Source organism: Caulobacter sp. 05T431, assembly GCF_056665975.1.
The window spans coordinates 1-26,588 of record NZ_JBFTKU010000032.1; the positions used below are offsets into that span (position 1 = coordinate 1).

Annotated in this window: 26 protein-coding genes and 1 tRNA gene; 12 read left to right on the plus strand and 15 right to left on the minus strand. The window is 68.0% G+C overall.

Annotation, left to right across the window (positions count from 1 at the left end; all coding sequences use genetic code 11):
* Window positions 1–381: 381 nt before the first annotated feature.
* On the minus strand, window positions 382–1,236 hold the full coding sequence (locus AC1U89_RS22765; protein ID WP_479901912.1) for an NAD(P)-dependent oxidoreductase: 855 nt from the start codon (window positions 1,234–1,236) through the stop codon (window positions 382–384).
* A gap of 116 nt (window positions 1,237–1,352) precedes the next feature.
* On the opposite strand from AC1U89_RS22765, the gene AC1U89_RS22770 reads away from it, so the two are divergent.
* Window positions 1,353–2,255: a flagellar motor protein MotB gene (locus AC1U89_RS22770; RefSeq protein WP_479901913.1), complete on the plus strand. Its 903-nt coding sequence runs from the start codon at window positions 1,353–1,355 to the stop codon at window positions 2,253–2,255.
* Between the two features lie 148 nt (window positions 2,256–2,403).
* The gene (locus AC1U89_RS22775; RefSeq protein ID WP_029916436.1) at window positions 2,404–3,255 is read left to right on the plus strand and encodes an arginyltransferase; all 852 of its coding nucleotides are present in this window, start codon (window positions 2,404–2,406) and stop codon (window positions 3,253–3,255) included.
* Between the two features lie 5 nt (window positions 3,256–3,260).
* On the opposite strand, the gene AC1U89_RS22780 is transcribed toward AC1U89_RS22775, so the two are convergent.
* From AC1U89_RS22780 to AC1U89_RS22795, 4 genes are read right to left on the minus strand one after another with little or no spacing between them, the layout of a single operon-like run.
* On the minus strand, window positions 3,261–4,028 hold the full coding sequence (locus AC1U89_RS22780) for an SDR family oxidoreductase (protein WP_479901944.1): 768 nt from the start codon (window positions 4,026–4,028) through the stop codon (window positions 3,261–3,263).
* Window positions 4,029–4,043: 15 nt separating this feature from the next.
* A complete protein-coding gene (locus AC1U89_RS22785) occupies window positions 4,044–4,979 on the minus strand; it encodes an NAD(P)H-dependent flavin oxidoreductase (protein ID WP_479901914.1) in 936 nt (311 codons plus the stop codon).
* Complete coding sequence (locus tag AC1U89_RS22790) at window positions 4,976–5,938, minus strand: quinone oxidoreductase family protein (RefSeq protein WP_479901915.1); 963 nt, start codon at window positions 5,936–5,938, stop codon at window positions 4,976–4,978. The genes AC1U89_RS22785 and AC1U89_RS22790 overlap by 4 nt, the downstream gene beginning before the upstream one ends.
* 44 nt (window positions 5,939–5,982) lie before the next feature.
* Window positions 5,983–7,302: a serine hydrolase domain-containing protein gene (locus AC1U89_RS22795; protein ID WP_479901916.1), complete on the minus strand. Its 1,320-nt coding sequence runs from the start codon at window positions 7,300–7,302 to the stop codon at window positions 5,983–5,985.
* 132 nt (window positions 7,303–7,434) lie between these two features.
* Here AC1U89_RS22795 and AC1U89_RS22800 point away from each other — a divergent pair.
* A tRNA-Thr gene (locus AC1U89_RS22800) sits at window positions 7,435–7,509 on the plus strand.
* A gap of 83 nt (window positions 7,510–7,592) precedes the next feature.
* On the opposite strand, the gene AC1U89_RS22805 is transcribed toward AC1U89_RS22800, so the two are convergent.
* Entirely contained in the window at window positions 7,593–10,115 is a 2,523-nt protein-coding gene (locus AC1U89_RS22805) for a TonB-dependent receptor (RefSeq protein ID WP_479901917.1), read from the minus strand.
* Window positions 10,116–10,506: 391 nt separating this feature from the next.
* Here AC1U89_RS22805 and AC1U89_RS22810 point away from each other — a divergent pair, with 391 nt between their 5' ends.
* Window positions 10,507–11,151, plus strand: a complete 645-nt coding sequence (locus AC1U89_RS22810; protein WP_479901918.1) for a TetR/AcrR family transcriptional regulator — start codon at window positions 10,507–10,509, stop codon at window positions 11,149–11,151.
* Between the two features lie 12 nt (window positions 11,152–11,163).
* Here the strand turns inward: AC1U89_RS22810 and AC1U89_RS22815 are convergent, their stop codons facing one another.
* Window positions 11,164–11,388, minus strand: coding sequence for a hypothetical protein (locus AC1U89_RS22815; protein ID WP_479901919.1), 225 nt, complete (start codon window positions 11,386–11,388; stop codon window positions 11,164–11,166).
* 505 nt (window positions 11,389–11,893) lie between these two features.
* Here AC1U89_RS22815 and AC1U89_RS22820 point away from each other — a divergent pair.
* The 4 genes from AC1U89_RS22820 (at window position 11,894) to AC1U89_RS22835 (ending at window position 14,344) form a co-directional block, all read left to right on the plus strand.
* Window positions 11,894–12,802 (plus strand): alpha/beta hydrolase, encoded by a 909-nt coding sequence (locus tag AC1U89_RS22820; RefSeq protein WP_479901920.1) that lies wholly within the window; start codon window positions 11,894–11,896, stop codon window positions 12,800–12,802.
* On the plus strand, window positions 12,799–13,272 hold the full coding sequence (locus tag AC1U89_RS22825) for a YaiI/YqxD family protein (protein WP_479901921.1): 474 nt from the start codon (window positions 12,799–12,801) through the stop codon (window positions 13,270–13,272). Before AC1U89_RS22820 ends, AC1U89_RS22825 begins: the two co-directional genes overlap by 4 nt.
* Window positions 13,269–13,691 (plus strand): alternative ribosome rescue aminoacyl-tRNA hydrolase ArfB, encoded by a 423-nt coding sequence (arfB, locus tag AC1U89_RS22830; protein WP_029916457.1) that lies wholly within the window; start codon window positions 13,269–13,271, stop codon window positions 13,689–13,691. The genes AC1U89_RS22825 and arfB overlap by 4 nt, the downstream gene beginning before the upstream one ends.
* Before the next feature lie 122 nt (window positions 13,692–13,813).
* A complete protein-coding gene (locus AC1U89_RS22835) occupies window positions 13,814–14,344 on the plus strand; it encodes a GNAT family N-acetyltransferase (protein ID WP_479901922.1) in 531 nt (176 codons plus the stop codon).
* On the opposite strand, the gene AC1U89_RS22840 is transcribed toward AC1U89_RS22835, so the two are convergent.
* The 3 genes from AC1U89_RS22840 to AC1U89_RS22850 form a co-directional block, all read right to left on the minus strand.
* Window positions 14,341–14,865, minus strand: coding sequence for a MarR family winged helix-turn-helix transcriptional regulator (locus tag AC1U89_RS22840; RefSeq protein WP_479901923.1), 525 nt, complete (start codon window positions 14,863–14,865; stop codon window positions 14,341–14,343). The genes AC1U89_RS22835 and AC1U89_RS22840 overlap by 4 nt on opposite strands.
* 261 nt (window positions 14,866–15,126) lie before the next feature.
* Window positions 15,127–15,360, minus strand: coding sequence for a hypothetical protein (locus AC1U89_RS22845; protein ID WP_479901924.1), 234 nt, complete (start codon window positions 15,358–15,360; stop codon window positions 15,127–15,129).
* Window positions 15,361–15,400: 40 nt separating this feature from the next.
* Window positions 15,401–15,889, minus strand: coding sequence for a GcrA family cell cycle regulator (locus AC1U89_RS22850; protein WP_479901925.1), 489 nt, complete (start codon window positions 15,887–15,889; stop codon window positions 15,401–15,403).
* 290 nt (window positions 15,890–16,179) lie between these two features.
* Here AC1U89_RS22850 and AC1U89_RS22855 point away from each other — a divergent pair, with 290 nt between their 5' ends.
* The 3 genes from AC1U89_RS22855 to AC1U89_RS22865 are packed head-to-tail and all read left to right on the plus strand — an operon-like array spanning window position 16,180 to window position 17,416.
* Entirely contained in the window at window positions 16,180–16,689 is a 510-nt protein-coding gene (locus tag AC1U89_RS22855) for a c-type cytochrome (protein ID WP_479901926.1), read from the plus strand.
* Between the two features lie 8 nt (window positions 16,690–16,697).
* Complete coding sequence (locus AC1U89_RS22860) at window positions 16,698–17,066, plus strand: nuclear transport factor 2 family protein (RefSeq protein WP_479901927.1); 369 nt, start codon at window positions 16,698–16,700, stop codon at window positions 17,064–17,066.
* Complete coding sequence (locus AC1U89_RS22865) at window positions 17,063–17,416, plus strand: nuclear transport factor 2 family protein (RefSeq protein ID WP_479901928.1); 354 nt, start codon at window positions 17,063–17,065, stop codon at window positions 17,414–17,416. The genes AC1U89_RS22860 and AC1U89_RS22865 overlap by 4 nt, the downstream gene beginning before the upstream one ends.
* A 16-nt stretch (window positions 17,417–17,432) precedes the next feature.
* Here AC1U89_RS22865 and AC1U89_RS22870 read toward each other — a convergent pair whose 3' ends face one another.
* From AC1U89_RS22870 to AC1U89_RS22890, 5 genes are all read right to left on the minus strand, one after another.
* Window positions 17,433–19,787, minus strand: a complete 2,355-nt coding sequence (locus tag AC1U89_RS22870; RefSeq protein WP_479901929.1) for a transketolase — start codon at window positions 19,785–19,787, stop codon at window positions 17,433–17,435.
* A 15-nt stretch (window positions 19,788–19,802) separates the two neighbouring features.
* Window positions 19,803–22,946: an efflux RND transporter permease subunit gene (locus tag AC1U89_RS22875; protein ID WP_479901930.1), complete on the minus strand. Its 3,144-nt coding sequence runs from the start codon at window positions 22,944–22,946 to the stop codon at window positions 19,803–19,805.
* A complete protein-coding gene (locus AC1U89_RS22880; protein ID WP_479901931.1) occupies window positions 22,946–24,082 on the minus strand; it encodes an efflux RND transporter periplasmic adaptor subunit in 1,137 nt (378 codons plus the stop codon). Before AC1U89_RS22880 ends, AC1U89_RS22875 begins: the two co-directional genes overlap by 1 nt.
* Before the next feature lie 118 nt (window positions 24,083–24,200).
* Window positions 24,201–24,890 carry a hypothetical protein gene (locus tag AC1U89_RS22885; protein WP_479901945.1) on the minus strand — a complete coding sequence of 230 codons (690 nt, stop codon included), beginning with the start codon at window positions 24,888–24,890 and terminating at the stop codon, window positions 24,201–24,203.
* A gap of 107 nt (window positions 24,891–24,997) precedes the next feature.
* Window positions 24,998–25,774, minus strand: coding sequence for a class II aldolase/adducin family protein (locus AC1U89_RS22890; protein ID WP_029916472.1), 777 nt, complete (start codon window positions 25,772–25,774; stop codon window positions 24,998–25,000).
* A 129-nt stretch (window positions 25,775–25,903) separates the two neighbouring features.
* On the opposite strand from AC1U89_RS22890, the gene AC1U89_RS22895 reads away from it, so the two are divergent.
* Entirely contained in the window at window positions 25,904–26,575 is a 672-nt protein-coding gene (locus AC1U89_RS22895) for a spermidine synthase (RefSeq protein ID WP_479901932.1), read from the plus strand.
* Window positions 26,576–26,588 lie beyond the last annotated feature (13 nt).

Consider the following 26,588-nt stretch of genomic DNA (forward strand, 5'->3'; position numbering starts at 1 on the left):
CGCGGTCCGGGACTGGAGATCGTTGATCCAGCCCGCCCGTCGGAGGCTTCCTTCAAGGCGGCGAGGTCCGAACAGGGCTCAGCGCCGCCGCGCTTCCGGATAACGACCGCGCGGAGCGATCGGGCTTCGTCGAAACGGTATTCTTTTTCAAACCCCGGACGATGTCCGGCGCTCCGCAGCCCTTTCCATCAGCTCACAGCCGTTGGCGTGAGATCACACCCACTTGCTCCCACCTGACCGCTTCGCGGTCTGTCCGCCCCCGTAGGGGGCGGAGGACGCCGAGCCGAACCGCGCCCCTCTTCCCCCTCTGGGGGAAGACGACCGCGAAGCGGTCCGTAGGGGGCAAGTGGTCGCCGCGCTGAAGGCGCAGGAAACGAGCCCCTACTTCTCCAACCGCGCCACCAGGCTGGAGGTGTCCCAACGGTTCCCGCCCATCGCCTGCACCTCGCCGTAGAAGCCGTCGATCATCGCCGTGGCCTCCAGCTTCGCCCCGTTCACGCCCGCCTCGGCCAGGGCGATGCCCAGGTCCTTGCGCATCCAGTCGACCGCGAAGCCGAAGTCGAACTTGCCCTCCGACATGGTCTTCCAGCGGTTCTCCATCTGCCAGGACTGGGCCGCGCCCTTGGAGATCGCCGCCAGCACGTCGTCGGTGGGCAGGCCGGCGCGCTTGGCGAAGTGCAGGGCCTCGGCCACGCCCTGGACCACCCCGGCGATGGCGATCTGGTTGCACATCTTKGTCAGCTGGCCCGCGCCCGAGGGCCCCATCGGCCGGATGGCCTTGGCGTAGGCCATCAGCACCGGCTCGACCCGGGCGTAGGCGGCCGCGTCACCGCCGGCCATGATCGTCAGCTGGCCGTTCTCGGCGCCGGCCTGGCCGCCCGACACCGGGGCGTCCACGAACCAGCGGCCCACCGCCCGCGCGGCGGCGTCCATCTCGCGGGCCACGGTGGCCGAGGTGGTCGTGTGGTCGACGATCACCCCGCCCTCCCCCATGGCCGGCAGCACCTGCGCCACCACGCCGCGCACGTCGTCGTCATTGCCCACGCACAGGCAGACCAGCTCTGCGCCCGCCACCGCCTCGGCGATGGTCGGCGCCGACGCGCCGCCGTGCTTTTCGACCCAGCGGGCGGCCTTTTCGGGCGTGCGGTTGAAGACGGTGACCTCGTGGCCGGCGGCCTTCAGATGGCACGCCATCGGGAAACCCATCACGCCCAGGCCGATGAACGCCGTCTTCATGTCGGAAACTCCTCTTGGAAGAGGCCCGACATCGCCCTTCGCGGCGCGGATCGCAACGGCATTTTAACGTCCGGCCGTCACCTTCGGTCGAACAGGGTTAAACAGGCTTAAGCGCAATGGCCGTCAGCGGCGACCAGCCGATCATCGTCATCAAGAAGATCAAGAAGGGCGGCGGCCATGGTCACCATGGCGGCGCCTGGAAGGTGGCCTATGCCGATTTCGTGACCGCCATGATGGCCTTCTTCCTGCTGATGTGGCTGCTGAACACGACCAGCCCCGAGCAGAAGCAGGGCATCGCCGACTATTTCGCGCCCGCCTCGATCTCGTCCAGCACCAGCGGTTCGGGCGGCATCCTGGGCGGCACCTCGTTGGGCGACGACGGCGCCAAGGCCGATGGCAAGATGTCGGTCATCCAGCAGATGGCCCCCGAAGCCCCCAAGGAAACCGACAAGGACGGCCAGAGCGCGGCCTCGGCCAATCTGGACTCGGCCAGCGAACAGGCGCTGCGCGACGCCCTGGCCAAGAAGGAGCAGGACAGCTTCGCCTCGGCCGCCCAGTCGTTGCGCCAGTCGCTGCAGGACATGCCGGAACTGGCCGAGCTGTCCAAGCAGATCCTCATCGACCAGACCCCGGAAGGCCTGCGCATCCAGCTGGTCGACCAGGACGGCCGCTCGATGTTCAAGGAGAACTCGCGCGAGCCGAACGACCGGGCCCGCATCCTGCTGCGCGCGGTGGCCAAGGTGATCAACCAGCTGCCCAACCGCATCACCATCTCGGGCCACACCAGCGCCAGCTCGGCCGGCAAGCGCGCCGACAGCGACTGGGCCCTCTCGGCCGGCCGCGCCGACGCCTCGCGCCAGATCCTGCGCGGCGCCGGGGTGGACGAGGACCGCATCTACCAGGTCTCGGGCAAGGCCAATTCCGAGCCGCTGTACGCGGACGATCCCACCCTGCCCGGCAACCGCCGCATCTCCATCGTGCTCCTGCGCGAGAAGCCGGTGCTTCCCGATGGACTCTGAGGCGCCCTCGAGGACGCCCCATGGGGCGTCGCATGATGTGATGACGCTCAAGCGTGCTGCACAGCTTGCGCAACCGTCGCGGATGCCGCCTAATCGCTTATCGGCCCGGTATCGCGGGCGAGGCCACTAGAGGGATCGGGCGCTTTCCGTGACGCAGCATTTTCCGACGCGACAGCTGCGCTTCTTCCTCACGGCGCCCACGCCTTGCCCCTATCTGCCCGGTCGCGAGGAACGCAAGGTCTTCGCCCACCTGCCGCTGTCCGACGGACCGACCGTCAATGACAGCCTGACCCAGGTCGGCTTCCGTCGCTCGCAGAACATCGCCTACCGCCCCGCCTGCGAGACGTGCCGCGCCTGCCAGTCGGCCCGCGCCCCGGCCGGCGACTACGTCTTCTCGCGCTCCGAACGCAAGGTGCTGACCCGCAACGCCGACCTGGAACGCCACCTGGTCGAGGCCGAGGCCACGCTGGAGCAGTTCGAGCTTCTGCGCCGCTACCTGCTGACCCGCCACGCCGACGGCGGCATGGCCGAGATGACCTGGCCCGACTACGTGGCCATGGTCGAGGACACGGCGGTCCGCACGCACCTGATCGAATACCGCCTGCGCTCGAAGGACCGCGGCCCGGGCGACCTGATCGCCTGCGTGCTGGTCGACGTCCTCGCCGACGGCCTGTCGCTGGTTTACAGCTTCTACGACCCCAGCCTGACCAAGCGCAGCCTGGGCTCGTTCATCATCCTGGACCACATCCTGCAGGCCCAGCTGAACGCCCTGCCCTACGTCTATCTGGGCTACTGGGTGCCGGGCAGCGAGAAGATGGCCTACAAGGCGCGCTTCTCGCCGCTGGAGATTCTCAAGCCCGGCGGCTGGGCCCTGATGTCGGCCCGCGAGCGCGGCGCGCGGCCGCCCAAACCGGTCGGCTGCGGCTCGAACGCCGGGGTCGAGCTCAGCGACGCCGAGCCGGCCGAGCTGGGCGGCTTCCCGTCACCCGGGAAGCCTTGAAGCGCTCAGCGCGCGAACGACACCCCGCCGTCCACGGTGACGGCCGAACCCGTCACATAGTCCCCGGCCCGCGAGGCCAGGAAGATCGCCGTCCCGGCCATGTCCTCGGTCGTGCCGATCCGCCCGGCCGGAATGGCCTTGGCCACCGCGTCGGCATGGTCGCGGGCCACCCGGTTCATGTCGGAGGCGAAGGCCCCCGGGGCGATACAGCTGACGGCGATGTTGTCGGGCGCCAGCCGCAGGGCCATGCGCTTGGTCATGTGCAGCAGGCCGGCCTTGGACGCGCCGTAGGGATAGGTCTCCTCACGGGCCACCGACTGGCCGTCGATCGAGGCGATGTTGATCACCTTGGCCACGTGTTCCTTGCCGGCCGCCCGCAGGTGGCCGATCAGGGCCTGGGTCAGGAAGAACGGCGTCTTCATGTTCAGGTCCACGACCTTGTCCCAGCCGCTCTCGGGGAACTCGTCGAACGCCGCGCCCCAGGCGGCGCCGGCGTTGTTGACCAGGATGTCCAGCTTGTCCTCGCGCTCGGCGATCCGCGCCACCAGGCCGTTGATGCCCTCCAGGGTCGAGACGTCGGCCGGCAGCGAGATGCATTCGCCCAGGGCCGACAGCTCCTCGGCGGTCGCGTCGCAGGCGGCTGCCTTGCGCGCCGAAACGTACACCCGGCGGGCGCCGTAGGTCAGGAAGCCCTCGGCGATCATCTTGCCGATGCCGCGCGAGCCGCCGGTGACCAGGGCCACGCGGCCCTTCAGGGAAAACAGGTTCTGCATCATGGGATCGGTCTCTCAGAAGCTGCGGCCGGCGGCGAGCGCGCCCAGCCGCTGGGTGATGTCGAAGAATTGCGCGACGGTCTCGTCGATGATCTGGGCGGCCGGCTTGACCTCGTCGATCAGGCCGACGGTCTGGCCCGCAAGGGCCGGCGCCGCCTCCATGTCGCCGCCGAAATAGACGCCCAGGATGCCCTTCAGGGCGTCGGGCGGCATCAGGCCGGCCTCGTGGATTTCGCGAGTGCGCTCGGACTTCAGCGCGCGGATGCAGGGGCTGGCCTTCTTGTTCAGCACCCAGGTGCCGGTCTCCTTGGACCCGGTGATGGCGGCCTTGTAATTGGCGTGGACCGGGCTMTCCGCGGCGCTGACGAAACGGGTGCCCATCTGCACGGCCTCGGCGCCCAGGGCGAAGGCGGCGGCCATGCCGCGACCGTCGCAGATGCCGCCGGCGGCGATCAGCGGCACGTCCACCCGCGCGCGGATGGCCTGCAGCAGCACCAGGGTCGAGACCTCCTCGGGGTTCTTGAAGCCGCCGCCCTCGGCGCCCTCGACCACCAGGCCGTCGACGCCGGCCTCGACGCATTTGGCCGCCGCGTCCACCGTCGGCACGGCGTGATAGACGACGATGCCGGCGTCCTTCAGCGGCCCCACGAACTTGGCCGGACTGCCCGCCGAGGTGGTGACGAACTTCACGCCGCTCTCGCAGACGAAGCGCAGCATGGCGTCGTCCTTCAGGAACAGGATCGGCAGGTTCACCCCGAACGGCAGGCCGCTGTCGGCCATCTTGCGGATCTCGGCCTTGCAGTTCTCGGTCTCGCCGGACGAGGTCTCGATGATCCCCAGCCCGCCGGCCCGCGAGACGGCGCTGGCCAGCGGATAGCGGGCGATCCAGCCCATCGGGGCCTGGACGATCGGATATTTGGCGCCCGTATGGGCCAGGACGCGGTTGGTCATGGGATCAGCAGCACCCGGCCGACGGCCTGGCGGCTCTCGATATAGGCGTGGGCGGCCGCGGCCTCCGACAGCGGGAAGGTCTTGTCGATCAGCACCTTCAGCTCGCCGCGCGCGGCCTCGTCGATCAGGGTCTGGATCATGTCATGCACGCGGTCGGTCATGATCTCGGCGCCCAGGAACACCCCCGTCAGGCTGCGATTGCCGCCCATCAGGGACGAGACGTCCACCTTGGTCGGTTCGCGCCCGGCCTGGCCGACCAGCGAGATGCGGCCGCGATAGCCCAGGGCCAGGATGCTGGCCTGCAGGGTCTGGCCGCCGACAGGATCGACCACCAGGTCCGCGCCCTTGCCGCCGGTCAGCCTCATCACCTGCTCGACCACATCGTCGCGGCGATAGTTGATCCCGTGGTCCAGGCCGAAGGGCTTCAGACGCTCCAGGCGCTCGTCGCTGGAGGCGGTGGCCAGCACCGTCGCCCCGGCCCGCTTGGCCAGCTGGATCGCCGCGACGCCCACGGCGCCCGCGCCGGCCTGGACCAGGACGGTCTCACCGGACTTCAGGTGGCCGGCCCCGAACAGGCATTCGTGCGCGGTGCCGAACGGCACCGGGATGGCCGCCGCCTGGCGGACGTCGAACCCGTCGGGGATCGGCCAGGCGTTGCGGGCCGGCACGCTGCGCAACTCGGCATGCGAGCCGAAGGCGTTCACGGTCACCACCTTCTGGCCGACCTTCAGGTGGGTGACCTCGGCCCCGACCTCGACGATCTCGCCGGCCGCCTGGTAGCCGACGATGTGCGGGCTGCCGGCCATCGGGCCGCCGCCGCGGTTGAGGGTGTCGCCGCCCTCGATGCTGACGGCCTCGACGCGGATCACCACGCCGCTGGGGTAACAGGGCGGATCGGCGACGTCCTCGTACTTCAGCACGTCCGGCGAACCGGTTTCGTAATAAACGGCGGCCTTCATGTCGGGCTCCCTAAGCTTGTTTTCGTTGGCCTTCGAGGGCCTGCCTACTTCGCCGGATCGACCAGGGCCTGATACACCAGGGTCGAGGCGTCATCGCTGATCTTGGCCAGGGCCGGATCGATCTCCTTGGCCAGGATGTGGATCATCCCCAGCATGAAGAGGTCGTTCTTCGGGTCGATCCAGAACCAGGTCCCGGCCGCTCCGCCCCAGCTGTAGGTCCCCTCGCCCTGCAGCGTGCCGTCCCGGGCCGGATTGATCACCACCGCGAAGTCGAGCCCGAAGCCCACGCCCTTGGCGGGAGAGAACGAGGCGTCGGGCGCGCCCATCACGATGTCGCTCAGATGGTTGGACGCCATCAGCTTGATCGTGCCCGGCGACAGGATGCGCGCGCCGTCCAGTTCGCCGCCGTTCAGCAGCATCTGGGCGAAACGGGCGTAGTCGGCCGTGGTCGAGACCAGGCCGCCGCCGCCCGAGGCGATCGCCGGCGGCTTGGTAACGTCCAGCACCATGAAGTTGTCGGCCGTGACCAGCTTGCGGGTCTTGGGGTCGGGAATGTAGAGCGCCGCCAGGCGGTCGCTCTTGGCCGCGGGCACATAGAAGGCGGTGTCGGTCATCTTCAGCGGATCGAAGATGCGGCTCTTCATGAAGTCGGCCAGGCTCATGCCCGACAGCCGCTCGACGATCAGGCCCTGGATGTCGACCGAGACGCTGTAGCGCCATTCCGTACCCGGCTGGCTGGCCAGGGGCAGTTTGACCAGCTTGTCCAGGAACTCGGCCTGGGTCTTGGAGCCCAGCAGACCGCTGTCGCGATAGGCCTTCTCGACCGGTTGATCCGTGCGCAGACCATAGGCGAAGCCGCCGGTGTGGCTCATGATCTCGCGCATGGTCGGCACGCGCGTCGCCGGCTCGGTGATGAAGGTCCCGTCGGGGTTCTGGCCCTTGTAGACCTGCAGATGCGCGAACTCGGGCACGAACTTGGTGACCGGGTCGTCTAGCCGCCACTTGCCCTCTTCGAACAGCATCATCATCGCCACGCCGGTCACCGGCTTGGTCTGGGAATAGATGCGGAAGATCGTGTCCTTGGTCATCGGCGCGCCGCCGATGGCCTTCTTGCCGTAGGTGTCGTAGCTGACGACCCTGCCATGGCGCGCGACCATCGTGACCGCGCCCGGCAGGTGACCCTGGTCCACCAGGCCCTGCATGTAGGTGTCCAGGCGCTTGAGACGTTCGGCCGAGAAGCCTTCGGCCTCGGGCGTCGCGGGGGCCAGGATCGCGGCGGGCGCGGGCTTGGGCGCCGCATGCGCCGCCATCGGGGCCAAGGCGATCGCCGCCATCGCCGCCGCCATCGTCAGCCGAATCCGCATCCGTCCCTCCAAACGATTGTTTGGAAGCACCTTAGCTTGCTTTGATGACGCGGCAATGGATGACGTCGCGGCCGCCCTTGCCCCCTCCCCGCCGATGCGGCTAAGGAGAACGCCCCGTTCGGCGAGCGGCGGGCCGGATTAGCACAGCGGTAGTGCAGCGGTTTTGTAAACCGAAGGTCGCGGGTTCGATCCCTGCATCCGGCACCACTCCCTCCATTGCGCAGCGCCCAAAAGAAAACCGCCCGATCCGAAAGGGACCGGGCGGCGAAGTCAGGTGGTCGGAGGGTGGATCAGAAGGTCTTGCGCAGAGTCACGCCGTAGGTGCGCGGCGGGGTCGGATAGCCGCTGTAGCTGCCGTCCTGGGCCACCGTCGGGAACGTGGCGATCAGGCTCTCGTCGTCGGTCAGGTTGCGCCCCCAGAAGGTCAGCTCCAGGCCGTGCGCGTCGTCGGTCACGCCCAGGCTGGCGTTGATGACGTTCTGCCCCCAGGTCCCGACGTCCGGCGGCGTCGTCTCGCTCAGCTGCACCTTGCTGGTGTAGTCGTACTCGACGCGCAGGTAACCGGCGTAGCCCTTGCCCAGGTCGTGCGAGACGGTGGCCGAGGTCGACACGGTCCACTTGGGGATGCCGGCCGGCTTGTCGCCGGTCAGGTCGCGGAAGTTGGGCCGCAGGCCGGTGGCCGGGTTCACCGGGCAGCGGGTGGTGTCGTAGTTCACGCAGGCCGCGCCTGTGAACGAGTCGTAGGTCGGATCCAGATAGGTCGCCGACGCCGTCAGCGACAGCCAGTCCAGCGGCCGGTAGGCGCTGTCGACCTCGAAGCCCTTCACCGACTCCTCGCCGGCGTTGACCAGGCTGTAGCCGATGCCGGTATAGGCGTTCGACTGGAAGCCCTTGATCGACTGGTCGAAGATCGCGAGGTTCAGGTAGCCGCCCTGGAAGTTGGCCTTCAGACCCGCTTCGTAGACGCTGACGTCCTCGGGCGCGGCGGTGCGGCCCACGCCGTTGGCGTTCGGCGGCCGGCTGTCGGACGACAGGTTGTAGGCCCCGGCCTTCCAGCCCGTCGAATAGCTGACATAGGCGTTCACCCAGCCGAAGTCGTAGGCGGCGCGGACCGCGTAGGTGACCTTGTCGCCCTTCAGTTCGCCGGACTCGTTGGCGTTCGGGAAGTTGACCGGCGCATGGTTGGTGGTGTTGCCGTAGTAGAATTGCAGGCTGCCCAGCGCGCCGTACAGGTTGGCCGGCAGGCCCAGCGCCGTGAATTGCGGCACGTTCTGCAGGTTCAGGGACGAGAACGGGTCGCGCAGGACCACATCCGAGACCACGCGCTTGCGGTCGTTCAGATAGGCTAGGCCGCCGGTGATCGTCAGCTTGTCGGTGATCTTGTAGTCGGCCTGACCGAACAGCGAATAGGACCGCTGCTTCATCGAATAGTCGTCGTCGATGCCCTGGCCGGCCTGGAAGTAGGTCGAGCCCGGATGGATCGACGGCGTCACCAGGCTCTGCAGGAACTCTAGGGCGTAGAGATTGGACTTGCCCGTCAGCGCCGGACGCAAGCCCACCGGCAGGGCGGCCAGCAGGGCGGCCGGAACCTGGCCGCTGAGGCCCTCGGCATAGGCGCGGATATCAGAGCCGTAGTTGATCGTCCGGCCGGTCTGCAGCTTTTCGTCCTGGTAGAAGCCGCCGATCAGCCAGTTGAACGGGCCGTCGCTGGTCGAAGCCAGGCGCAGTTCCTGGGTGAAGGTCTTGATGTCGTTGCCGTCGCCCTTGTTGGCCAGGTCGGCGCCGGTGAAGTCGACGTCCTGGTACGAGGCGCTGGTTTGTTCGCGATAGGCGGTGATCGCCGTCAGCTTGGCGAAGCCCACGTCCTGGTCGAGCTGGCCCGAGATCCCCTTGCCGGTCAGGCGGTTGGACGGGTCGGTGTTGAAGACGACGTCGCGGTCGAAGATCTTCTTCGGATCGCTGATCGGCTTGCCCAGGCCGTAGGGCGCGGGCGCGCCGATGAACTGGGTGGCCGGGCCGTTGTAGATCGAGTTCACCGCGCAGCAGACTTCGGTGATCTTGTTGTAGTCGGCGATGATCCGCACCTGGGTCTGGTCGGTCGGCACCCACAGCAGATCGCCGCGGATCGACCAACGGTCGCGGTCGTTGACGTCGTTGCCGGTGGTGAGGTTGGTGGCGTAGCCGTCACGCTCGTTGACGCCGCCCGACAGGCGCACGGCGACCGTGTCGCTCAGCGGGCCCGTGATCGTGGCCTTCACCTGGCGCGTGTCGTAGTTGCCCAGGGTGACCTCGGCCTTGCCGCCGAAATCGAACTGCGGCTGCTTGGTGACGATGCTGATCGCGCCCGCCGACACGTTCTTGCCGAACAGGGTCGACTGCGGGCCGCGCAGCACTTCGATGCGCTCGACCTCGGGCAGGTCGTCMAGGGCCGCCGCCGAACGCGAACGGTAGACGCCGTCGATGAACACGCCGACGGAGCTCTCGATGCCGTCGTTGCCGTTGCCGTTGCCGAAGCCGCGGATGATGAAGTTGGTCTGGCTGGCGGCGTTGAACTGCKAAACCTTCAGCGACGGCACGACCGACTGCAGATCCAGAAGGTCGCGGATCTGGGCCCGCTCGAGGGTCTTCTGCCCCGTGACCGCCACCGAGATCGGCACGTCCTGCAGCGTCTGCTCGCGCTTGGTCGCCGTGACGATGATCTCCTCGACGGTCGCGGCGGCGTTGGCGGGCGGCGGCGTCTGGTCCTGGGCCAGGGCGGGACCCGCCACGATTAGGGCCAGCAACGACGCGCCGACGAAATGCACCTTCTTCACGTATTTCTCCCTGGGATCTGTTGTTGTTTTCAGCGCGCGAAGCGGTCGCGACACGAGCCGCCCCTGCCCGTGCGGACACGAGCGGTTCGGCGATTTCGGATTCGGTAGAGCGGTACGGCGGTGACGTCGCGCGGCGCATCGCCCTCGACGAGGGCGCGGACACGGTCCTGCGCAGCGTTCGCGGCCATTCAGTTTCCCCCGGAGCCGCGAGCGCCTGTTTCGGCGCTTTCACGTCCCAGGGTCGATTCTAGTACACCCCAGATATTCTAGAGCAAGTTAGAAATTTTAGGATGAAATAGAACATCGTTCTTCAGCGCGCTTGCCCAAGGCGGCGTCCGACCGCTACCACTGCGGAAGTTCCGTAAAGAGAACACCAGGGGAGCGCGCAACCTTGACCGGGGAAGACGAGACCGTGACGGCACCGCCGGACGGTCACAAACCGCTGTCGCACAGCCCGAAATCGGCCAAGAAGCGGGACGCGATCCTCCGGGCGGCCACCGAGATCATCAACGTCAAGGGCTACGCCCTGGCCACGATGACCGAGATCGCCGCGGCGCTCGATCTGCGCGACGCGGCGCTCTACTACTACTTCCCCAACAAGCAGGCCCTGGTCTTCGCCTGCCACCAGAGCTCGCTGGAGCGGTTCGAGCGGGTCCTCAGCGAGACGGATCAGGACGGCGGCGCCGGTTTCGAAAGACTGGAACGCTTCCTGCGGGCGCTGCTGGTGGAGTCCGCCCGCAACGGCCCCCTGCTCTACTTCGGGGATCGGTCCTATCTGGACGAGGACCAGCGCGACGCAATCGCCGCCTGCAGCGAGCACCTGACCCGCCGCCTGGAAAGGATCATCCAGGACGGCATGGCCGACGGATCGATCACGCCGTGCGAGTCGTCGCTGGTGGTCCAACTGCTGCTGGGCATGCTGATCTGGCTGGCCAAGTGGGTCCCCACCGTCGAGGGCGTGACGGTCGACCGGCTCATGGCCGCCATCGGCGTGGTGGGGCTGCGGGGCCTGAGGAACGACACGCCCCAGGCCTGACCGGTCCCGAGCCTAGGCGCCCAGCAACGCCTCGTAGCGCGCGACGTTCTCGGCCAGCCACTGACGCAGGCGCTCCAGTTCGCTGATGTGGACGTGGGTCTCGTCCTGCACCTCGCCGTCGTCCGTGCGCGAGCCGACCTGCAGCTTGCCGCTGCGAAGGGCCTCCAGACGCTGGTCGAGGGCCTCCTGTTCGGCCTTGTGTCGCTCGACGACGCGATTGATTTCGGCCTTGTCCATACTCGGTCTCCGCACTCGGTCTGCCTCGGGGCCGCCGACGTCGTCGGAGCGGCTTCACGCTTGAAGGCCGAGTTTAAGGCCACGCCCGGCGCGCGTCGATCAAAGGTCCCCGAACCGCCAAAAAAAATGCCCGGCACGAAGGCCGGGCAGTCATTAGGGAGGAAACGCCCAGGAAGGGCAGGAGCGCCAAGGGCGGCTCCACGGGTTGATAACTAGTGCGCCGGGACGGTCAATCAAGGGCAAGAACGCCGCGCATTATGGTGAAGCTGCGAAGAACGCTGGGTTGTACGCAAAGCGGGCAACCGGGACGAAGCTGCTCAAACCCTGGGCGCATGGCGTTCGCGCGACGGGCGAAACGGCGGCGCCTCGGCTCGCGCAATCGGCGGCGAGTCGTTTTCGTCGAACCTGGTTTCGTCCGGCCGCCCCACGCCATAAGCCCCGCGTGGACAGTCGCCTCCCGGCCAGATAAGCCTTCCGGCGTTCGAACGGCCAAGGTGGAAGACCGATGAACGCGCCCCTGACCAGCGTCTTCGCCGAACGGGTGGCCGGTGCCCATCGCTTCGGGCTCGAGCGCGTCCGCCGCGCCGTGCGCTTCGCGATCGCCCATCGCGACCGCAAGCTTCCACGCCTGGCCCAGATCCGCAACCTCGACTACCCGGCCGCCAGTGGAAAGCGCGCGGCCAGGCTGTATGTGCCGATGCAGGCCTCCGCCGTGGGCCCGGCGATCCTGTTCTTCCACGGCGGCGGCTTCGTGATCTCCGACATCGAGACCCACGACGCCGTCTGCCAGCGCCTGGCCGACGCCGCCGGCGTGCGCGTGGTGTCCGCCGCCTACGGCCTGGCGCCCGAACATCCCTTCCCTTCGCAGGTCGACGACGCCCGGGCGGCGCTGGCCTGGCTGCTGGACCAGGCAGGCGAACTGGGCGTCGATCCCGATCGCCTGGCCGTGGCCGGCGACAGCGCCGGCGCCTATCTGGCCGCCACCGTGGCCAACGAGGCCAACACGCGCCGGCCCGGCGCGGTAAAGGCCCAGGGCCTGTTCTATCCGCTGGTCCATCTGGACGACGAGGTCTGGGCGCAGACCCTGCTGCGGGACGCCCGGCTGATCGGCCGCCTCGCGGTGGCCTACATCAACGCCCAGCTGGCCAGCGCCCGCGCCCCTTCGCTGCTTGACGCCGTCGGAACGGCTACGCCGCCGACCTTCCTGGTCAGCGGCGCCTTGCTCGACCCCGTCCATCCCGACGCCGTCGCCTACGCCCAGGCCCTGGAAGCGGTCGGCGTACCGGTCGAGCTGAAGACCTTTCCGGGCCAGGCCCACGGCTTCGTCAACTTCACCCACGTCCTGCCCGCGGCGGTCGAGGCCGTCACGACGCTTGGCGCCCGGCTCGGGAAGGCGCTACGAGACGGCGCATGACCCCCGTCCCTCCTAAAACGACGATCTACATCGACGCCGACGCCTGCCCCGTGAAGGACGAGGTCTACAAGGTCGCCGCCCGCTACGGCTTGAAGACCTTCGTGGTCTCCAACAGCTGGATCCGGATTCCCCAGACCCCCGCCATCGAGCAGATCGTGGTCGACGCTGGTCCCGACATCGCCGACGACTGGATCGCCGAACGGGCCGGCCCCGGCGACGTGGTGATCACCAACGACATCCCGCTGGCCGATCGCGTGCTGAAGGCCGGCGGCCAGGCCCTGGGCACGACAGGACGGCTGTTCACGGTCGACACCATCGGCTCCGCCCTGGCCTCGCGGATGATCGGCGAGCACCTGCGGTCGATGGGCGAGGTCACCAGCGGCCCCAAGCCCTTCGGTCCCGCCGACCGTTCCAAGTTCCTGCAGGCGCTCGACCAGGCCGTGGTCAGGGCCAAGCGCGTGGTCCGATGATCGAGATCACCTCCTGGCTGCGTATCGAGGACGACGAGATCGTCGAGAAGGCGACCCGCGCCTCGGGCCCCGGCGGTCAGCACGTCAACAAGACCAGCACGGCGATCGAGCTGCGCTTCGACGTCCGCAACTCCCCCACCCTGCCGGAAGACGTGAAGACCCGGCTCGAAGCCCTGGCCGGCAGCCGCCTCACGCAGGACGGCGTGATCGTCCTGTTCGCCCAAGGCAGCCGCTCCCAGGAGATGAACCGCCAGGAGGCCCGCGACCGGCTGGTCGAATTGATCCGTCGCGCGACCGAAAAGCCCAAGCCCCGGCGGCCCACCAAACCGACCTATTCCAGCAAGCTCAAGCGGCTGGAGACCAAGGGCAAGCGCGCCGGCGTCAAGGCGCTTCGCGGACGCCCGAGAGGCGACGACTGAGTTGCAGCGCCCGAGGTGTTGAGCCACCCGCCGCAAACTCAACCTTTACGTAAGTAATTATATCTGGACAATTTTTACGGATATTGATCACTGTCCGCCAAGCGCTGGCGGCGGGGCGGCCCATGAGCCTGGTGGTCCGAGAAATGGCGGAGTCCGAGGTCGATCTGATCATCGACTACTTCCATGCGTCGCCTCCGGAGCATCTGGAGCTCATCGGGGTGGACCCGGAGCGCCTGCCCAAGCGCGAGGACTGGCGAGCCTATTACGAGGTGGTCTTCCAGCAGCCGCTGGAACGCCGCGAAACCCTGCTCCTGACCTGGCTGGACGACGAACGCCCCGTCGGCTTTTCGAGCGCCGACAAGATCGCCTTCGGCCGACACGCCCACATGCACCTGCACGTCACCGCGCCCGACGAGCGTCGACGCGGTCTCGGGGTCGAGGCCGTGCGCCGCAGCGTCGAGCTCTATTTCGAACAACTGAGGCTGAAGCGGTTGTTCTGCGAACCCCACGCGTTCAACGCCGCGCCGAACCGCACGCTGAGATCGGCCGGCTTCCGATATCTGAAGACCCACATCACGGTGCCCGGACCGCTGAACTTCCGCCAGCCGGTCACGCGATGGGTGATCAGCCGGCCCGCGAAGCTGGATTCCTAGCCGCGTTCCCAGGCCGGAACGACCGGACCCGGTCCATAGGACAACACCTCGTGCTTCCACTCCGGTTCGGTGATCAGTCCGCCGAGGATCTTCTGGAGATAGGTCGCGAGGTTGGTCTGCTCCTCAACGGTCAGTTCGGCGCAGACTTCCTGGTTGATCGGATGGATGTCCTCGCGGATGCGTCCCAGGATCTCCAGGCCTTCCGGGGTCAGACGAACCACCACCTTGCGCCGATCCGACGCCTGGGTTCCCCGCTCGACCAGGCCGTCGCGGATCAGGCCGTCGATCGACCGGGTCAGGGTGGTGCGGTCTGCGGCCGACAGTCGCGCCAGACGCGTCATCGAGCATTCGCCGAACCGCGCGAGGGAAGCCAGCGCCACCCACTTGGCGAAGCTCAACCCGTGTTGCGCGATGCAGTCGGCCGCCAAGGCGCGCCGATGCTGTTCGGTCTGGTACATCAGATAGCTGACATAGGTCGGCAACGGCAAACCGCGGCCCTCCCCTTGCTTCTGCTCTGACATGGTTCCCCCCACGCCAAATGGCGCGTCTTCATCTCACACGCGGAAGCCACACACAATCACGGCTCCGCTTGCGCGATCACGAATGCGCGCATTTGCATCTGTTGGAACCCAGCGCCGTTCCCCCTGGCGTGAACGGCAGCGAACGCCGTTCGATCGAGCCCCTAACGTCACCGCTAACCATACAGTTCCAGACGACACGGCCCCCGCGAACAAGTTCGCGGGGGCCGTGCATTTCTCGCTCATCGAGGGCGTAAGGCCCGGTCAGGCGGCGCGGTTGGCGACCGCTTCCGGGGCCGTGGCGTTGCGCGCGCGGGCCCGGGTCAACCAGTCGTCGGGATAGGTCTCGCGCACCACGATCGACTTGAACTGACCGACCGGGATGCGGGTGTTCTCGCCGGGATTGAGGTCGCGCGACACCGAGTGCCCGGCGAACTCTTCGATGATGGTGATCACCTGGCTGCTGCCGGCGGTGTTTTCGATCAAGACCATGTTCATGGGGGTCGTCCTGGAGCTTGGGTTCAGGCGATGAAGGTGATCAGGCGGTGTGGCGTTCGATCTGGGCGACCGGCTGGCGGGCCCAGGCCTTGAGTTCGGAGGGCGAGGCCAGCTTGCGGAAGGCGCCCCGGGCGTGCTCGTCGCAGTACGAGGCGCGGGCGGTCTTTTCACGACCGCAAAAGCCGAAGTCGTGGGAGTCGGGATTGCCGATCGGCCAACGGCAGGAGTGGGTCTCAAGGCCGAGGATGTTCGAGGTCGGCGCCATCTCGGCGATCTCGATCACACGGACGGCGGAGCGGACGGGAGCGGCTTCGCGGGCGACCCGAGCGCGAGGTTGGGCTCGGACGGCGGTGCGCACCGCGGTGCGCTGACGGGTGGGAATGTCCCGGACGGTGATGCCCAGGCGGTGCACCTTGCCGATCACCGCGCTGCGGCTGACGCCGCCCAATTGCCGCGCCACCTGACTGGCGCTCATCCCCTCGAGCCACAGCTTGCGAAGCGTGGCGGTGCGCTCTTCGTTCCAGTCCATGATTTTTTCCTACCCGGTCGCCGGAGCAGCCCCTCCGACGACTTTCTGGGTACGTTTATGGTTAATTCTGGTCAATTTTTTATGTGCATACCCACGGTTTGTAATCGGTCATTTTGCTTTTACATTCTGTGGGATAACGCGCGTTGTCGCAGGGCGCTCTCCGAAAKGTGGCGAGACCTTGACCGGATAAYGACGTTATATATTGGATGCGAGACCCACATTTGGGCCAGGAAATGAATGCGGCGCCGCGCCGCACAGCTTGCGGCATAATGTCAGTCGGGGACTAGTAAATGCGTCAGTTTCACCTCGCCGCGGCAGCGGTCGTAAGCCTCATCCTGGCCGGTTGCTCGAAGCCTGGTGGATCAGCCTCGAACGGCGGATCGGCCAGCTCGACGCCTGCCGCGTCGACGCCGGCGCCGACCGACGCCGAGAAGCAGGCCCTGCTGGCCGCCCTGCCCGCCCCATACAACACCGGCGACTTGATGAACGGCCAAAGCAAGTTCGCGCTCTGCCGGTCCTGCCACACCATCACCGAGGGCGGCCCCGACATGACGGGCCCCAACCTCTACGGCGTCTTCGGGCGCAAGGCGGGCAGCAAACCGGGCTACAAGTATTCGCCCGTCGTCGCCGCCGCCGGTTTCGACTGGGACGCCGAGCATCTGGACAAGTGGCTGGACAATCCGCGCGGCTTCATGCCGGGCACCAAGATGACCTTCGCGGGCCTGCATGATCCCAAGGATCGCATCGATCTTATCGCCTACCTAAAGGTCGAGACGGGCTACAAACCTCCGAACGGCTGAGGCCGAGCATGGACGACGCCCAAGCGCTGCTCACGCGGCTTTACGAGGCCTACAACCGGCGCGACCTGGCCGCGTTCTCGGTCTTGCTGGCGGACGACGTCGACTGGCCCGACCAGATCCAGGGCGGACGGCTGATCGGCCTCGACGCGGTGGCGACCTACTGGACCGAGAACGACAAGATGATCACCGTCGACGCCGCGCCCGTCGCGTTCGAGACGCGGCCGGACGGCCGGATCGCCGTCGACGTCAACCAGATCGTCCGCAACCTGGCGGGCCAGGTCTGGTCCGACAGCTGTCAGCGACAGGTCTTCACGCTCCGTGACGGCAAGGTCGCGCGGATGGACATCGAATTCCTCGACAAGGGACGCGAAGCATGAGCGCGGCGACCGACCTGATCGTCCGCTACTACGATGCGATCGAACGACGCGACCTCGAAGCTGTCCTGGCCACGACCCATGCCCAGGTGCGCTTCGAGGATTTCCTCGACGGCGGGGAAGTTGACGGCCTGGCCGCCGCCCGCGACTTCTACCGACGCATGTTCGAGTTCGCGCCGGACCTCAACCTGATCACGGTCGAGACCTTGCCGGACGGGCGGGTCCGGACCGAGTTCCAGTCCTCGATCCACTCGCCGTCGGGCCACCTGTGGTCGGACACTCGGCAGGCGGCGATCTACACGCTGGCGGATGGGCTGATCCAGGGCGTCGAGCTGCTGGGCCCGACGTCCTGAACCATCCTCGCGGTCGTCAGATCAGCAGGTCGGCGCAGGCGTCCAGGACGGCGTCGGCGTCCAGGCGGTACTTGGCGTAGAGGTCCGGCAGATCGCCCGACTGGCCGAAGGTCTCCAGCCCCAGGGCCCGCAGGCGCATGCCCCGCACCGAGCCCAGCCACGACAGGGTCGACGGCGCGCCATCGATGACGGTCACCAACCCCGCGTCCCGCGCCAACGGCGCCAGCAGGGTCTCGATGGTCGAGACGCGCGGTCCGCCTTCGGTCCAGCGTGCGCGGCCCGCGGCGGTCCAGTCGCGATGCAGGACGTCGGCCGAGGTCACGGCCAGCAGGCCCGCCCCCGGCTCATCCTCCAGCACCGCCTCGAAGGCCGCCAGGGCCTCGGGCGCCAGGGCGCCGGCATAGACGATGGCCAGGCGCGCGCCGGGCGCCGGCGGCCGCAACCAGTAGGCGCCGTCGACCACGCCCTGGCGCCAGGCGTCGTCGGTGCGGTCGGGCTGGGCGATCACGCGGGTGGACAGCCGCAGATAGGTCGAAGCCCCCTGCTCGGCCTGGATCTGGCCGAAGGCGTGGGCCATCAGCACCGCCGTCTCGTCGGCGAAGGCCGGCTCGTAGCTGTCCAGGCCCGGCTGGCTCATGCCGATCAGCGGCGAGCCGATCGACTGGTGCGCGCCGCCCTCGGGGGCCAGGGTCAGGCCTGACGGCGTGGCGACCAGAAGGAAGCGGGCGTCCTGGTAACAGGCGTAGTTCAGCGCATCGAGACCGCGGGCGATGAAGGGATCGTACAAGGTGCCGACCGGGAACAGCCGCTCGCCGAACAGCGGCGCGGTCAAGCCCAGGGCCGCCAGGGCGATGAACAGGTTGTTCTCGGCTATGCCCAGCTCGACGTGCTGACCGGTCTCGGCCTTGGACCAGACCTGGGCCGACGGGATGCGCCGGCGCTTGAAGACATCCTCGTGCGCCCGACGCTGGAACACGCCCCGACGGTTCACGAACCCGCCCAGGTTGGTCGAGACCGTCACGTCCGGCGAGGTGGTCACCACCCGGCCGGCGAACTCGTCGTCGCGGCGGGCGATCTCGAACATCACCTTGCCGAAGGCGGCCTGGGTCGACTGCTCGCCGCCCCCCAGCACCGGGGCCAGCAGTTCATCGGCCGTCGGGATGGCGATCCGGGGCGCGACGTGCTCGCGCTCGACCTGGGCGGCGAACGGGGCGCGGGCGACCAGGCCCTTGAGGGCCGTATGCTCGGCGGACGACAGGCCCGACAGCGCGTCCCACTCCTCGCCCTCGACCACGCCGAGCCGGGCGCGCAGCTCGGCGATCTGGGTCTCGGTCATCAGGCCAGCGTGGTTGTCCTTGTGCCCCTGGAACGGCAGGCGCAGGCCCTTGACGGTGTAGGCGATGAAGAAGCGCGGCGCGTCGTCCTGGCCGGCCCGCTCGAAGGCCTCCAGGATGGTCTCCATGCAGTGGCCGCCCAGCTCGGTCATCAGCTCGCCGAGATCAACGTCCTTGTAGGCCGCGATCAGCTTCAAGGCGTCGGCGTCGCCGGCCAGGTCCGTGTTCAGCCGCTCGCGCCAGGCCGCGCCGCCCTGGTAGCTGAGGGCCGCGTAGAGGTCGTTGGGGGCGGTCTCGATCCATTGCTGCAGCGCCGCCCCGCCGGGCTTGGCGAAGGCCTCGCGCTGGCGCTTGGACCATTTCAGCGTCTCGACGGTCCAGCCCGCGGCCTCGAAGATCTCGCCATAGCGGGTGAACATCCGATCCTTGGTGGTCGCGTCCAGGCTCTGGCGATTGTAGTCGACGATCCACCAGGTGTTGCGGATGTCGTGCTTGCAGGCCTCGATCAGGGCTTCGTAGATGTTGCCCTCGTCCAGCTCGGCGTCGCCCAGCAGCGAGATCATCCGCCCKATCCGCTCTGGCTTCACCGCGCCCCGCGCCGCCAGATAGTCCTGGCTCAGCGAGGCGAAGGCGGTCATGGCCACGCCGAGACCGACCGAGCCGGTCGAGAAGTCGACGTCGTCGGTGTCCTTGGTCCGCGACGGATAGGACTGGGCCCCGCCCAGGGCCCGGAAGGCCTTCAACTTCTCCAGGCTCTGGCGGCCGAACAGGTGCTGGATGGCGTGGAACACCGGGCTGGCGTGCGGTTTGACCGCCACGCGGTCCTGCGGCCGCAGCGCCTTCATGTAGAGCGCGGTCATCAGGGTGGTCATCGAGGCGCAGGACGCCTGGTGACCGCCGACCTTCAGCCCGTCGCGGCTTTCACGCAGGTGGTTGGCGTTGTGGATCGTCCACGAAGCCAACCAGAGAATGCGTTCCTCGATGCGCCGTAGGAGCGCAAGCTCCTGCCGCTTCGCCGCCAGAATGGCTTCAGCCATGCTTCCTCACCCGGTTCAGACGGGTGAGGCTTGCCCCTCACCACTCTTCTCGCGGGCTTCATACTCTTCGATCTGCCGCGCCGTCCACTCCGGCGACTTCGTGAAGCGCGCCAGCAGATTGTAGAACACCGGCACCACGAACAGCGTCAGCAGGGTGGCGAAGATCGCGCCGGTGAAGATCACCGCCCCGATCGTCTTGCGGCTGCCCGCACCGGCGCCCGCCCACAGCATTAGCGGCAGCGCGCCCATGGCGGCCGAGATCGAGGTCATGATGATCGGGCGCAGACGCAGGGCTGCCGCCTCGATCACCGCCTCGCGGACCTTCAGCCCCTCGTCGCGCAGCTGGTTGGCGAACTCGACAATCAGGATGCCGTTCTTGGCGGCGATGCCGACCAGAATGATCAGGCCGATCTGGCTGTAGGTGTTGATGGTCGAGCCGGTGATCAGTAGGCCGAACAGGCCGCCCAGCGCCGCCAGCGGCACGGTCAGCATGATCACGGCCGGATGGATCCAGCTTTCGAACTGCGCCGCCAGCACCAGGAACACCAGCAGCAGCGCCAGGCCGAAGGCCAGGCCCACGGCGCCGGAGGCTTCAAGATAGTCCTTGGCCTGGCCGCCCCACTTGACGCTGACGCCGGGGGTGGGATGGGCCGCCGCCTGGTCCTGGAAGAACTTCACGGCGTCGGCCACGGTGTAGCCGGGATTCAGCTGGGTGGTCAGGGTGACCGCGCGCAAGCGATCGACGCGCGGACGGTCGGGAATGTCGCCGCGCAGTTCGGTGGTCACCACCGTCGACAGCGGCACCAGGGCCCCCGAGGCGGTCCGCACCTGGAGGCGGTTGAGGTCCTCGATGCCGCGACGCTGGTCCAGCGCCGTCTGCAGGATGACGTCGTATTCCTGACCGGTCTTGATGTAGGTGGTGGCTTTGCGCGAACCGAACATCGTCTCCAGCGATCGACCGATCGATTGGGCGGAAATGCCCAGGGTCGCGGCCTTGTCGCGGTCGATCTGCACCGACAGTCGCGGCGAGGTCGGCTCGTAGTCGAGGCGCGGCCGCGACAGGCCGGGATTGTCCTGGGCCGCGTCAAGGATCGGCTTCATCCAGGCCGCCAGTTGGACATAGTCGTTACCGACGGCGATCAGGTCGACGTTGGTGCCGCCTCCGCCCCCCCCGCCGCCGCCACGCTGGAAGGCGCCGCGCACCGAAGCCACGGCGCGAACGCTGGTGATCTTCGAGAGGCTCTTGTTGAGCTCGGCGGCGACCTGGTCGGCCGACTTGTCCCGCTCGCCCCAGGGCTTGAGCGCGATGACGGCGTTGCCGGTGTTGAACTGGGTCTGGCCAAAGCGCGGCACGGTGATGATCGTCCGCTCGGCGACGCCATCGTGGCGGTACTTGTCGATAATCGTCTCGATCCGGTCGGCGACCTTGACCGTGGCGTCGAAGCCGCTGCCTTCGGGACCGTTGATCGATACGTCGACGCGACCGCGGTCCTCCGCCGGCACCAGTTCCTGGGGCAGCAAGGCGAACAGGCCGCCGGCGCACACCGCCAGGACCAGCACCGACAGGCCGGTCACCAGGGTGGCGGAGCCTTTGCCCAACAGACCTTCCAGCGAGTGGCGGTAGCTGTCCTTGAGCGCGTCCATGGCCTTGTCCACGCGGCTGGACAGCCAGTTCGAGCTGGCCGGCCTGAGCAGCTTGGACGCCATCATCGGCGACAGGCTCAGCGCCAGCAGGGCCGAGAAGCCCACGGCGGCGGCGATGGCCACGGCCAGCTCGACGAACAGCCGGCCGATATAGCCGGGCAGGAACATGAGCGGCGCGAACACCGAGATCAGCACGATCGTGGTGGCGACGACGGCGAAGAACACCTGGCGGGTGCCGCGAAGGGCCGCCACGTTCGCCGGTTCACCCTCGTCCACGCGGCGCTGGATGTTCTCGACCACCACGATGGCGTCGTCGACCACCAGGCCGACGGCCAGCACCAGGGCCAACAGGGTCAGCAGGTTCAGCGAGAAGCCCAGCGGCGCCAGGACGATGAAGGTCGACAGGATGCAGATGGGCGCGACGATCGACGGGATCAGGGCCGACCGCCAACTACCCAGGAACAGCAGGTTGACCAGGGCCACCAGGGCGATCGAGATCCCCATGGTGATCCACACCTCGTGGATCGCCTCGGCGGTGAACACCGAGTTGTCGATCGCCACGATCATCTTGGCGCCGGCCGGCAGCGTCTGGTTGATCGTCGCGACTTCCTTGCGCACGGCTTCGGAGATGGCCACGTCGTTGGCCTGCGACTGGCGTGTCAGGGCAATGCCGACCTGGTTCACGCCGTTGCCGCGGAACAGCTTGCGGCGCTCGTCCGCGCCTTCCTCGACCCGCGCCACGTCGCCTAGGCGGACCACGAATCCGTCGGCGTCGCCCCCGCGCAGAGGCAGCTTCAGGAAGTCCTCGGGCTTGGAATAGGCCCGGCTGACCCGGATCGTGAAGTCCTTGGAGGCGCCCTCCAGCGAACCCGCGGGCAGTTCCACGTTCTGGGCGTTGAGCGCGTTCTCGACGTCGTCGACCGTGACGCCGCGCGCGGCCATGGCGTCGGCGTCCAGCCAGATGCGCATGGCGTAGAGCGGCGCGCCGTAGAGGTTGGCCTGGGCCACGCCGGGGATCGTCGACATGCGCTCGACCAAGTAGCGGTCGGCGTAGTCGGCCAGCTCCAGCGTGCTGAGCGTGTCGGATGTCAGGTTCAGGACGATGATCGGCGAAGCGTCGGCGTTGGCCTTGGCGATCTGCGGCGGATCGGCCTGGTCCGGCAGGTTCGCCGCCACCCGGCTGACCGCGTCGCGCACGTCGTTGGCGGCCGCGTCGAGGTCGCGGTCCAGCGTGAAGGTGATGGTGATCTGCGAGCGGCCGTCGCGCGACGAGCTGTTGACGCGGTCGATGCCCTGGATGCCGGCGACCTGGCGCTCGATGATCTGGGTGATCCGCTCCTCGATGACCTCGGCCGAGGCCCCGCGATAGCTGGTCGAGATCGACACGACGGGCGGATCGACGCTGGGCAGTTCGCGGATCGGCAGGCTCTTGAACGCGGCCAGGCCGACGACGCAGAGAATGATCGCGGCGACCGCGGCGAAGACCGGGCGGCGGACGGAAAGGTCGGAAAGCATCAGCCGGCCTTCTGCTTGTGGCCGCCGCCGGCCTTGTCGCCGCCCTGGGCCTTGTCGCCCTTGCCGCCGCCCGTGCTGACCGGCGCGCCGTCCTGTACGCGGTTGAGGCCGTCGCCGACGATCTTGTCGCCMGGCTTCAGGCCGGAGGTGATCTCGATGAAGCCGTCGGCGGTGACGCCGGTCTGCACGGCGGTGCGACGGGCGACCTGCCCCTTCGGCCCCTTGGCGATCAGGAACACCGAGGCCTGGTTGCCCTCGAACTGCACGGCCGCCTCGGGAACGGCGACGTTCTGATGCTGGCCCTGGTCGATACCGACCTTGATCAGCATGCCCGGCTTGAGACGGCCGTCGCTGTTGGGGAACTCGGCGCGCGCCTTCAGGGCGTGGGTGGCCGGATCGATGCGGGTGTCGATCTGGGCGATGCGGCCCGTGAACATCTCGCCCGGCAAGGCGTCCGGCTTGGCGGTGATGGCCAGGCCTTCGCGCAGGATCGGCAGGTAGCGGTCGGGCACCGAGAAGTCGACGCGGATCAGCGAGACGTCGTCCAGGGTGACGATCGGGGTTCCGGGGCTGATCAGGGCGCCCGGCGCGATATCGGAAATGCCGACCCGGCCCGAGAACGGGGCGCGGATCACTTTGTCCAACTTCTGGGCGCTGGCGGCGGCCAGGGCGGCGCGGGCGGTGTCGCGGGCGGCCAGGTACTGGTCGGMCGAGGCGCGGGGCGCGATGCCCTTTTCAGCCAGGGTCTTCCACCGCGTGTATTCACGATCGGCCTGGGCCAGTTGGGCCTGGGCCTGGGCGATGCCCGCGTCCTCCTGATCGCCCTTCAGCTCGACCAGGACCTGCCCCTTGGAGACGGCCTGGCCGTCGCTGAAGTGGACGGCGGTGATCAGTTCGGCGGTGTTGGAGGTGATGGTGACCGACTGGCGGCCCTTGGCCACGCCCAGCACCTCGACCCGGTCGGTGAAGCCGCGGGGCTGGGCGACGACCAGCGACACCGGCGTCGCGCGTCCGCCGCCGCCCGGTCCGCCCTGCCCCGGCGTCTTGCCGCCGAAGGCCAGTTTCAATCCGCCGACCAGCAGCATCAGCAGGACGGCKACGACGGCCCCGGCGAGGAAGAAGTGTCTGCGGATCACGAAAAGCTCCGGGCGCCGGGTGGGACCGGCTCAGCTAGCACGAAAGCGGCTCAATAACCGCCAGCCCTAGCCTGCGTCCAGTGACACACGGATGACCGAATATTACATCGTTGAAATATCAGAAGCGCCGCCACACGGCCACGACAGGACCATGGTCGATCGGGGTCTCTCGTCCGGACAAGGTCTGTCGCCATCCCGCCTGCAGGCTCCACACGCCCAGGTCGCGCGTGACCGACACCTCGCGCTTGCGCCAGCGCGACGCCACGGGCTCGGATTCGGCCTTGCCCGTGTAGGCCTGGGCCATCAGAAGCCAGCGGGGCGTGGGCCTCAGGCCCAGAGTGGCGTCGATGCGGGTTTCGTCCGCCAGGCCGCTACGCTTGAGGCGGGCGACCTGCAGTTCGGCGAAGCCCTGCGCCTTGCGCCACTGCCGGGACGTCCCCGCCAGGAGACGCGCCTCCAGGTCCATGTCGCCCTGCCCCGGCGCCGCATAGCCCGCATTGCGCCCCACGCCGTCCTTGGTGGCGCCCAGATAAAGGCTGATCGCTGATCGATCCGTATGCAGCAGCGCATAACGCAGGCCCAGTTCGAGGGGACCCAGCCCGTCATAGTCGACGAAGTTGTCATGGCCACGGGTCAGCGCCGCCTTGGTCTGCAGGGTCAGCCGGTCGGTCAGTCCGTATTCGCCGTAGAGCGAGAGCGTCTGGTCGCGCCGGGGACTGATCGACCTCTCCGCGCCTTCGGGATCATAGCCCCTGTCGGCCTTCTGGTCCTCGTACTTGAGGATGGCCAGGCCCTCGCCGTCCTTCATCGGCCAGGCGCCGGCCCAGGCCGCGTCCAGCGGGCCAAGCACCGCGCAAAAGAAAGCCGCCGCGACCCCGAGGATCGCGGCGGCGTTTCGTTTTCGTCGCTTGGGCGTCAATCCGCGTAGCCGGGGGACTCCCGGTCGAGTTTGCGCAGGCAGCCCGGCCAGGCCAGGCCGGCGATCATGCCGAGACCCATGCCCGTCTGGCTGCGGACCTCGGCCTGGGCGCCTTCCGGCGCCTCCAGCACGTTCCCGCGACCGCCGCTGAGCGCCATCACCTGCTGGGCGCAGGCGCGCTCGAGATAGAACATGCCCAGCCAGCATTCGGCGGCCGTCATCCCCGTGGACAAGGTCCCGTGGTTGCGCAGCATCATCAGCTTCTTCTCGCCGAGGTCAGCCACCAGCCGTTCCCGTTCGTCAAGGTTGAGCGCAATGCCTTCATAATCGTGATACGATAGCTGAGGCAAGACAATTAACGCGTGCTGCGACAGCGGCAGCAGGCCTTCCTTGTTCGCCGACACCGCCACGCCCTGATCGGTGTGCAGGTGCATGACGAACTGGGCGTCCTCGCGCGCGGCGTGGATGGCCGAATGGATCGTGAAACCCGCCGGATTGATGAAGTACGGGGTCTTGTCGATGACGTTGCCGTCCAGATCCACCTTCACCAGGCACGAGGCGGTCATCTCGCCGAAGAACATGCCGTAGGGGTTGATCAGGAAGTGGTGCTCGGGCCCCGGGATGCGGGCCGAGATGTGGGTGAAGATCATGTCGTCCCAACCGTGGACGGCGACCAGGCGATAGAGCGCCGCCAGATCGACGCGGGCCTTCCATTCGGCCTCGCTGACCTTGTCCTTGAGCGACGTGGCGATGGGCGATGCACCGTCGGCCATGAGCGGATCCTCCGTAGGTTATCATTGTTAGCTTAAGGGTCGCGCCGCGCGCCCGCTGCGTCAAGCGGTGATGGCTCGATCCGCCGCCCTGTGTTAGCCCGTGCGCCTTCGTCGCGTTCGAGACTTCCCATGATCCCCTGGCAGCATCTGGACACCGCCAAGGTCCCCGGCGACGGCGGCGAGCTGAAGCTCATGCGGCGTGGGACCGAATATTCGATCATGGCCGGACCGATCGAGCTGATGAACAGCCGCCTCAGCGGTTCGGAAGAGGCCATGGCCACCCTGGCCTTCGAACGGATCGGCCAGCGCCCCAAGGCGCGGGTGCTGATCGGCGGCCTGGGCATGGGCTTCACCCTGCGCGCCGCCCTCGCCGCCTTCGGGCCGGACGCCAAGATCGTGGTCGCGGAACTGGTCCCGGCCGTCGTCGAATGGGCGCGGGGGCCGCTCAGCCAACTCCACGGCGGCGGGCTCGACGACCGGCGCGTGAGCTTGCACCTGGGCGATGTCGGCGAGGCGATCGGCGCCGAGGCGGCCGGCTACGACGCCATCCTGCTGGACGTCGACAACGGACCCGGCGGCCTGTCGCGCAAGGAGAACGACAGCCTCTACGGCCCCGCCGGCCTGGCCGCGGCCAAGCGCGCGCTGCGCCCCGGCGGCGTGCTGGAGGTCTGGTCGTCGACCCGCGACAACGGCTTCACGACCCGCCTGAAGCGGGCGGGCTACGCCGTCGAGGAGATCGGCGTCCGCGCCCACAAGGGACGCGGCGCGCGGCATGTGATCTGGATGGCGACCCGGCCCTGAACGCGGAGCGGAC

Excerpts from the sequence above, each read along its gene's own strand:
- AC1U89_RS22770 (WP_479901913.1), top strand. The coding sequence starts at position 1,353 with ATGGCCGTCAGCGGCGACCAGCCGATCATCGTCATCAAGAAGATCAAG.
- AC1U89_RS22780 (WP_479901944.1), bottom strand. The coding sequence starts at position 4,028 with ATGCAGAACCTGTTTTCCCTGAAGGGCCGCGTGGCCCTGGTCACCGGC.
- AC1U89_RS22790 (WP_479901915.1), bottom strand. The coding sequence starts at position 5,938 with ATGAAGGCCGCCGTTTATTACGAAACCGGTTCGCCGGACGTGCTGAAG.
- AC1U89_RS22795 (WP_479901916.1), bottom strand. The coding sequence starts at position 7,302 with ATGCGGATTCGGCTGACGATGGCGGCGGCGATGGCGGCGATCGCCTTG.
- AC1U89_RS22815 (WP_479901919.1), bottom strand. The coding sequence starts at position 11,388 with ATGGACAAGGCCGAAATCAATCGCGTCGTCGAGCGACACAAGGCCGAA.
- AC1U89_RS22820 (WP_479901920.1), top strand. The coding sequence starts at position 11,894 with ATGAACGCGCCCCTGACCAGCGTCTTCGCCGAACGGGTGGCCGGTGCC.
- AC1U89_RS22825 (WP_479901921.1), top strand. The coding sequence starts at position 12,799 with ATGACCCCCGTCCCTCCTAAAACGACGATCTACATCGACGCCGACGCC.
- arfB (WP_029916457.1), top strand. The coding sequence starts at position 13,269 with ATGATCGAGATCACCTCCTGGCTGCGTATCGAGGACGACGAGATCGTC.
- AC1U89_RS22835 (WP_479901922.1), top strand. The coding sequence starts at position 13,814 with ATGAGCCTGGTGGTCCGAGAAATGGCGGAGTCCGAGGTCGATCTGATC.
- AC1U89_RS22840 (WP_479901923.1), bottom strand. The coding sequence starts at position 14,865 with ATGTCAGAGCAGAAGCAAGGGGAGGGCCGCGGTTTGCCGTTGCCGACC.
- AC1U89_RS22845 (WP_479901924.1), bottom strand. The coding sequence starts at position 15,360 with ATGAACATGGTCTTGATCGAAAACACCGCCGGCAGCAGCCAGGTGATC.
- AC1U89_RS22850 (WP_479901925.1), bottom strand. The coding sequence starts at position 15,889 with ATGGACTGGAACGAAGAGCGCACCGCCACGCTTCGCAAGCTGTGGCTC.
- AC1U89_RS22855 (WP_479901926.1), top strand. The coding sequence starts at position 16,180 with ATGCGTCAGTTTCACCTCGCCGCGGCAGCGGTCGTAAGCCTCATCCTG.
- AC1U89_RS22860 (WP_479901927.1), top strand. The coding sequence starts at position 16,698 with ATGGACGACGCCCAAGCGCTGCTCACGCGGCTTTACGAGGCCTACAAC.
- AC1U89_RS22865 (WP_479901928.1), top strand. The coding sequence starts at position 17,063 with ATGAGCGCGGCGACCGACCTGATCGTCCGCTACTACGATGCGATCGAA.
- AC1U89_RS22875 (WP_479901930.1), bottom strand. The coding sequence starts at position 22,946 with ATGCTTTCCGACCTTTCCGTCCGCCGCCCGGTCTTCGCCGCGGTCGCC.
- AC1U89_RS22885 (WP_479901945.1), bottom strand. The coding sequence starts at position 24,890 with ATGAAGGACGGCGAGGGCCTGGCCATCCTCAAGTACGAGGACCAGAAG.
- AC1U89_RS22890 (WP_029916472.1), bottom strand. The coding sequence starts at position 25,774 with ATGGCCGACGGTGCATCGCCCATCGCCACGTCGCTCAAGGACAAGGTC.
- AC1U89_RS22895 (WP_479901932.1), top strand. The coding sequence starts at position 25,904 with ATGATCCCCTGGCAGCATCTGGACACCGCCAAGGTCCCCGGCGACGGC.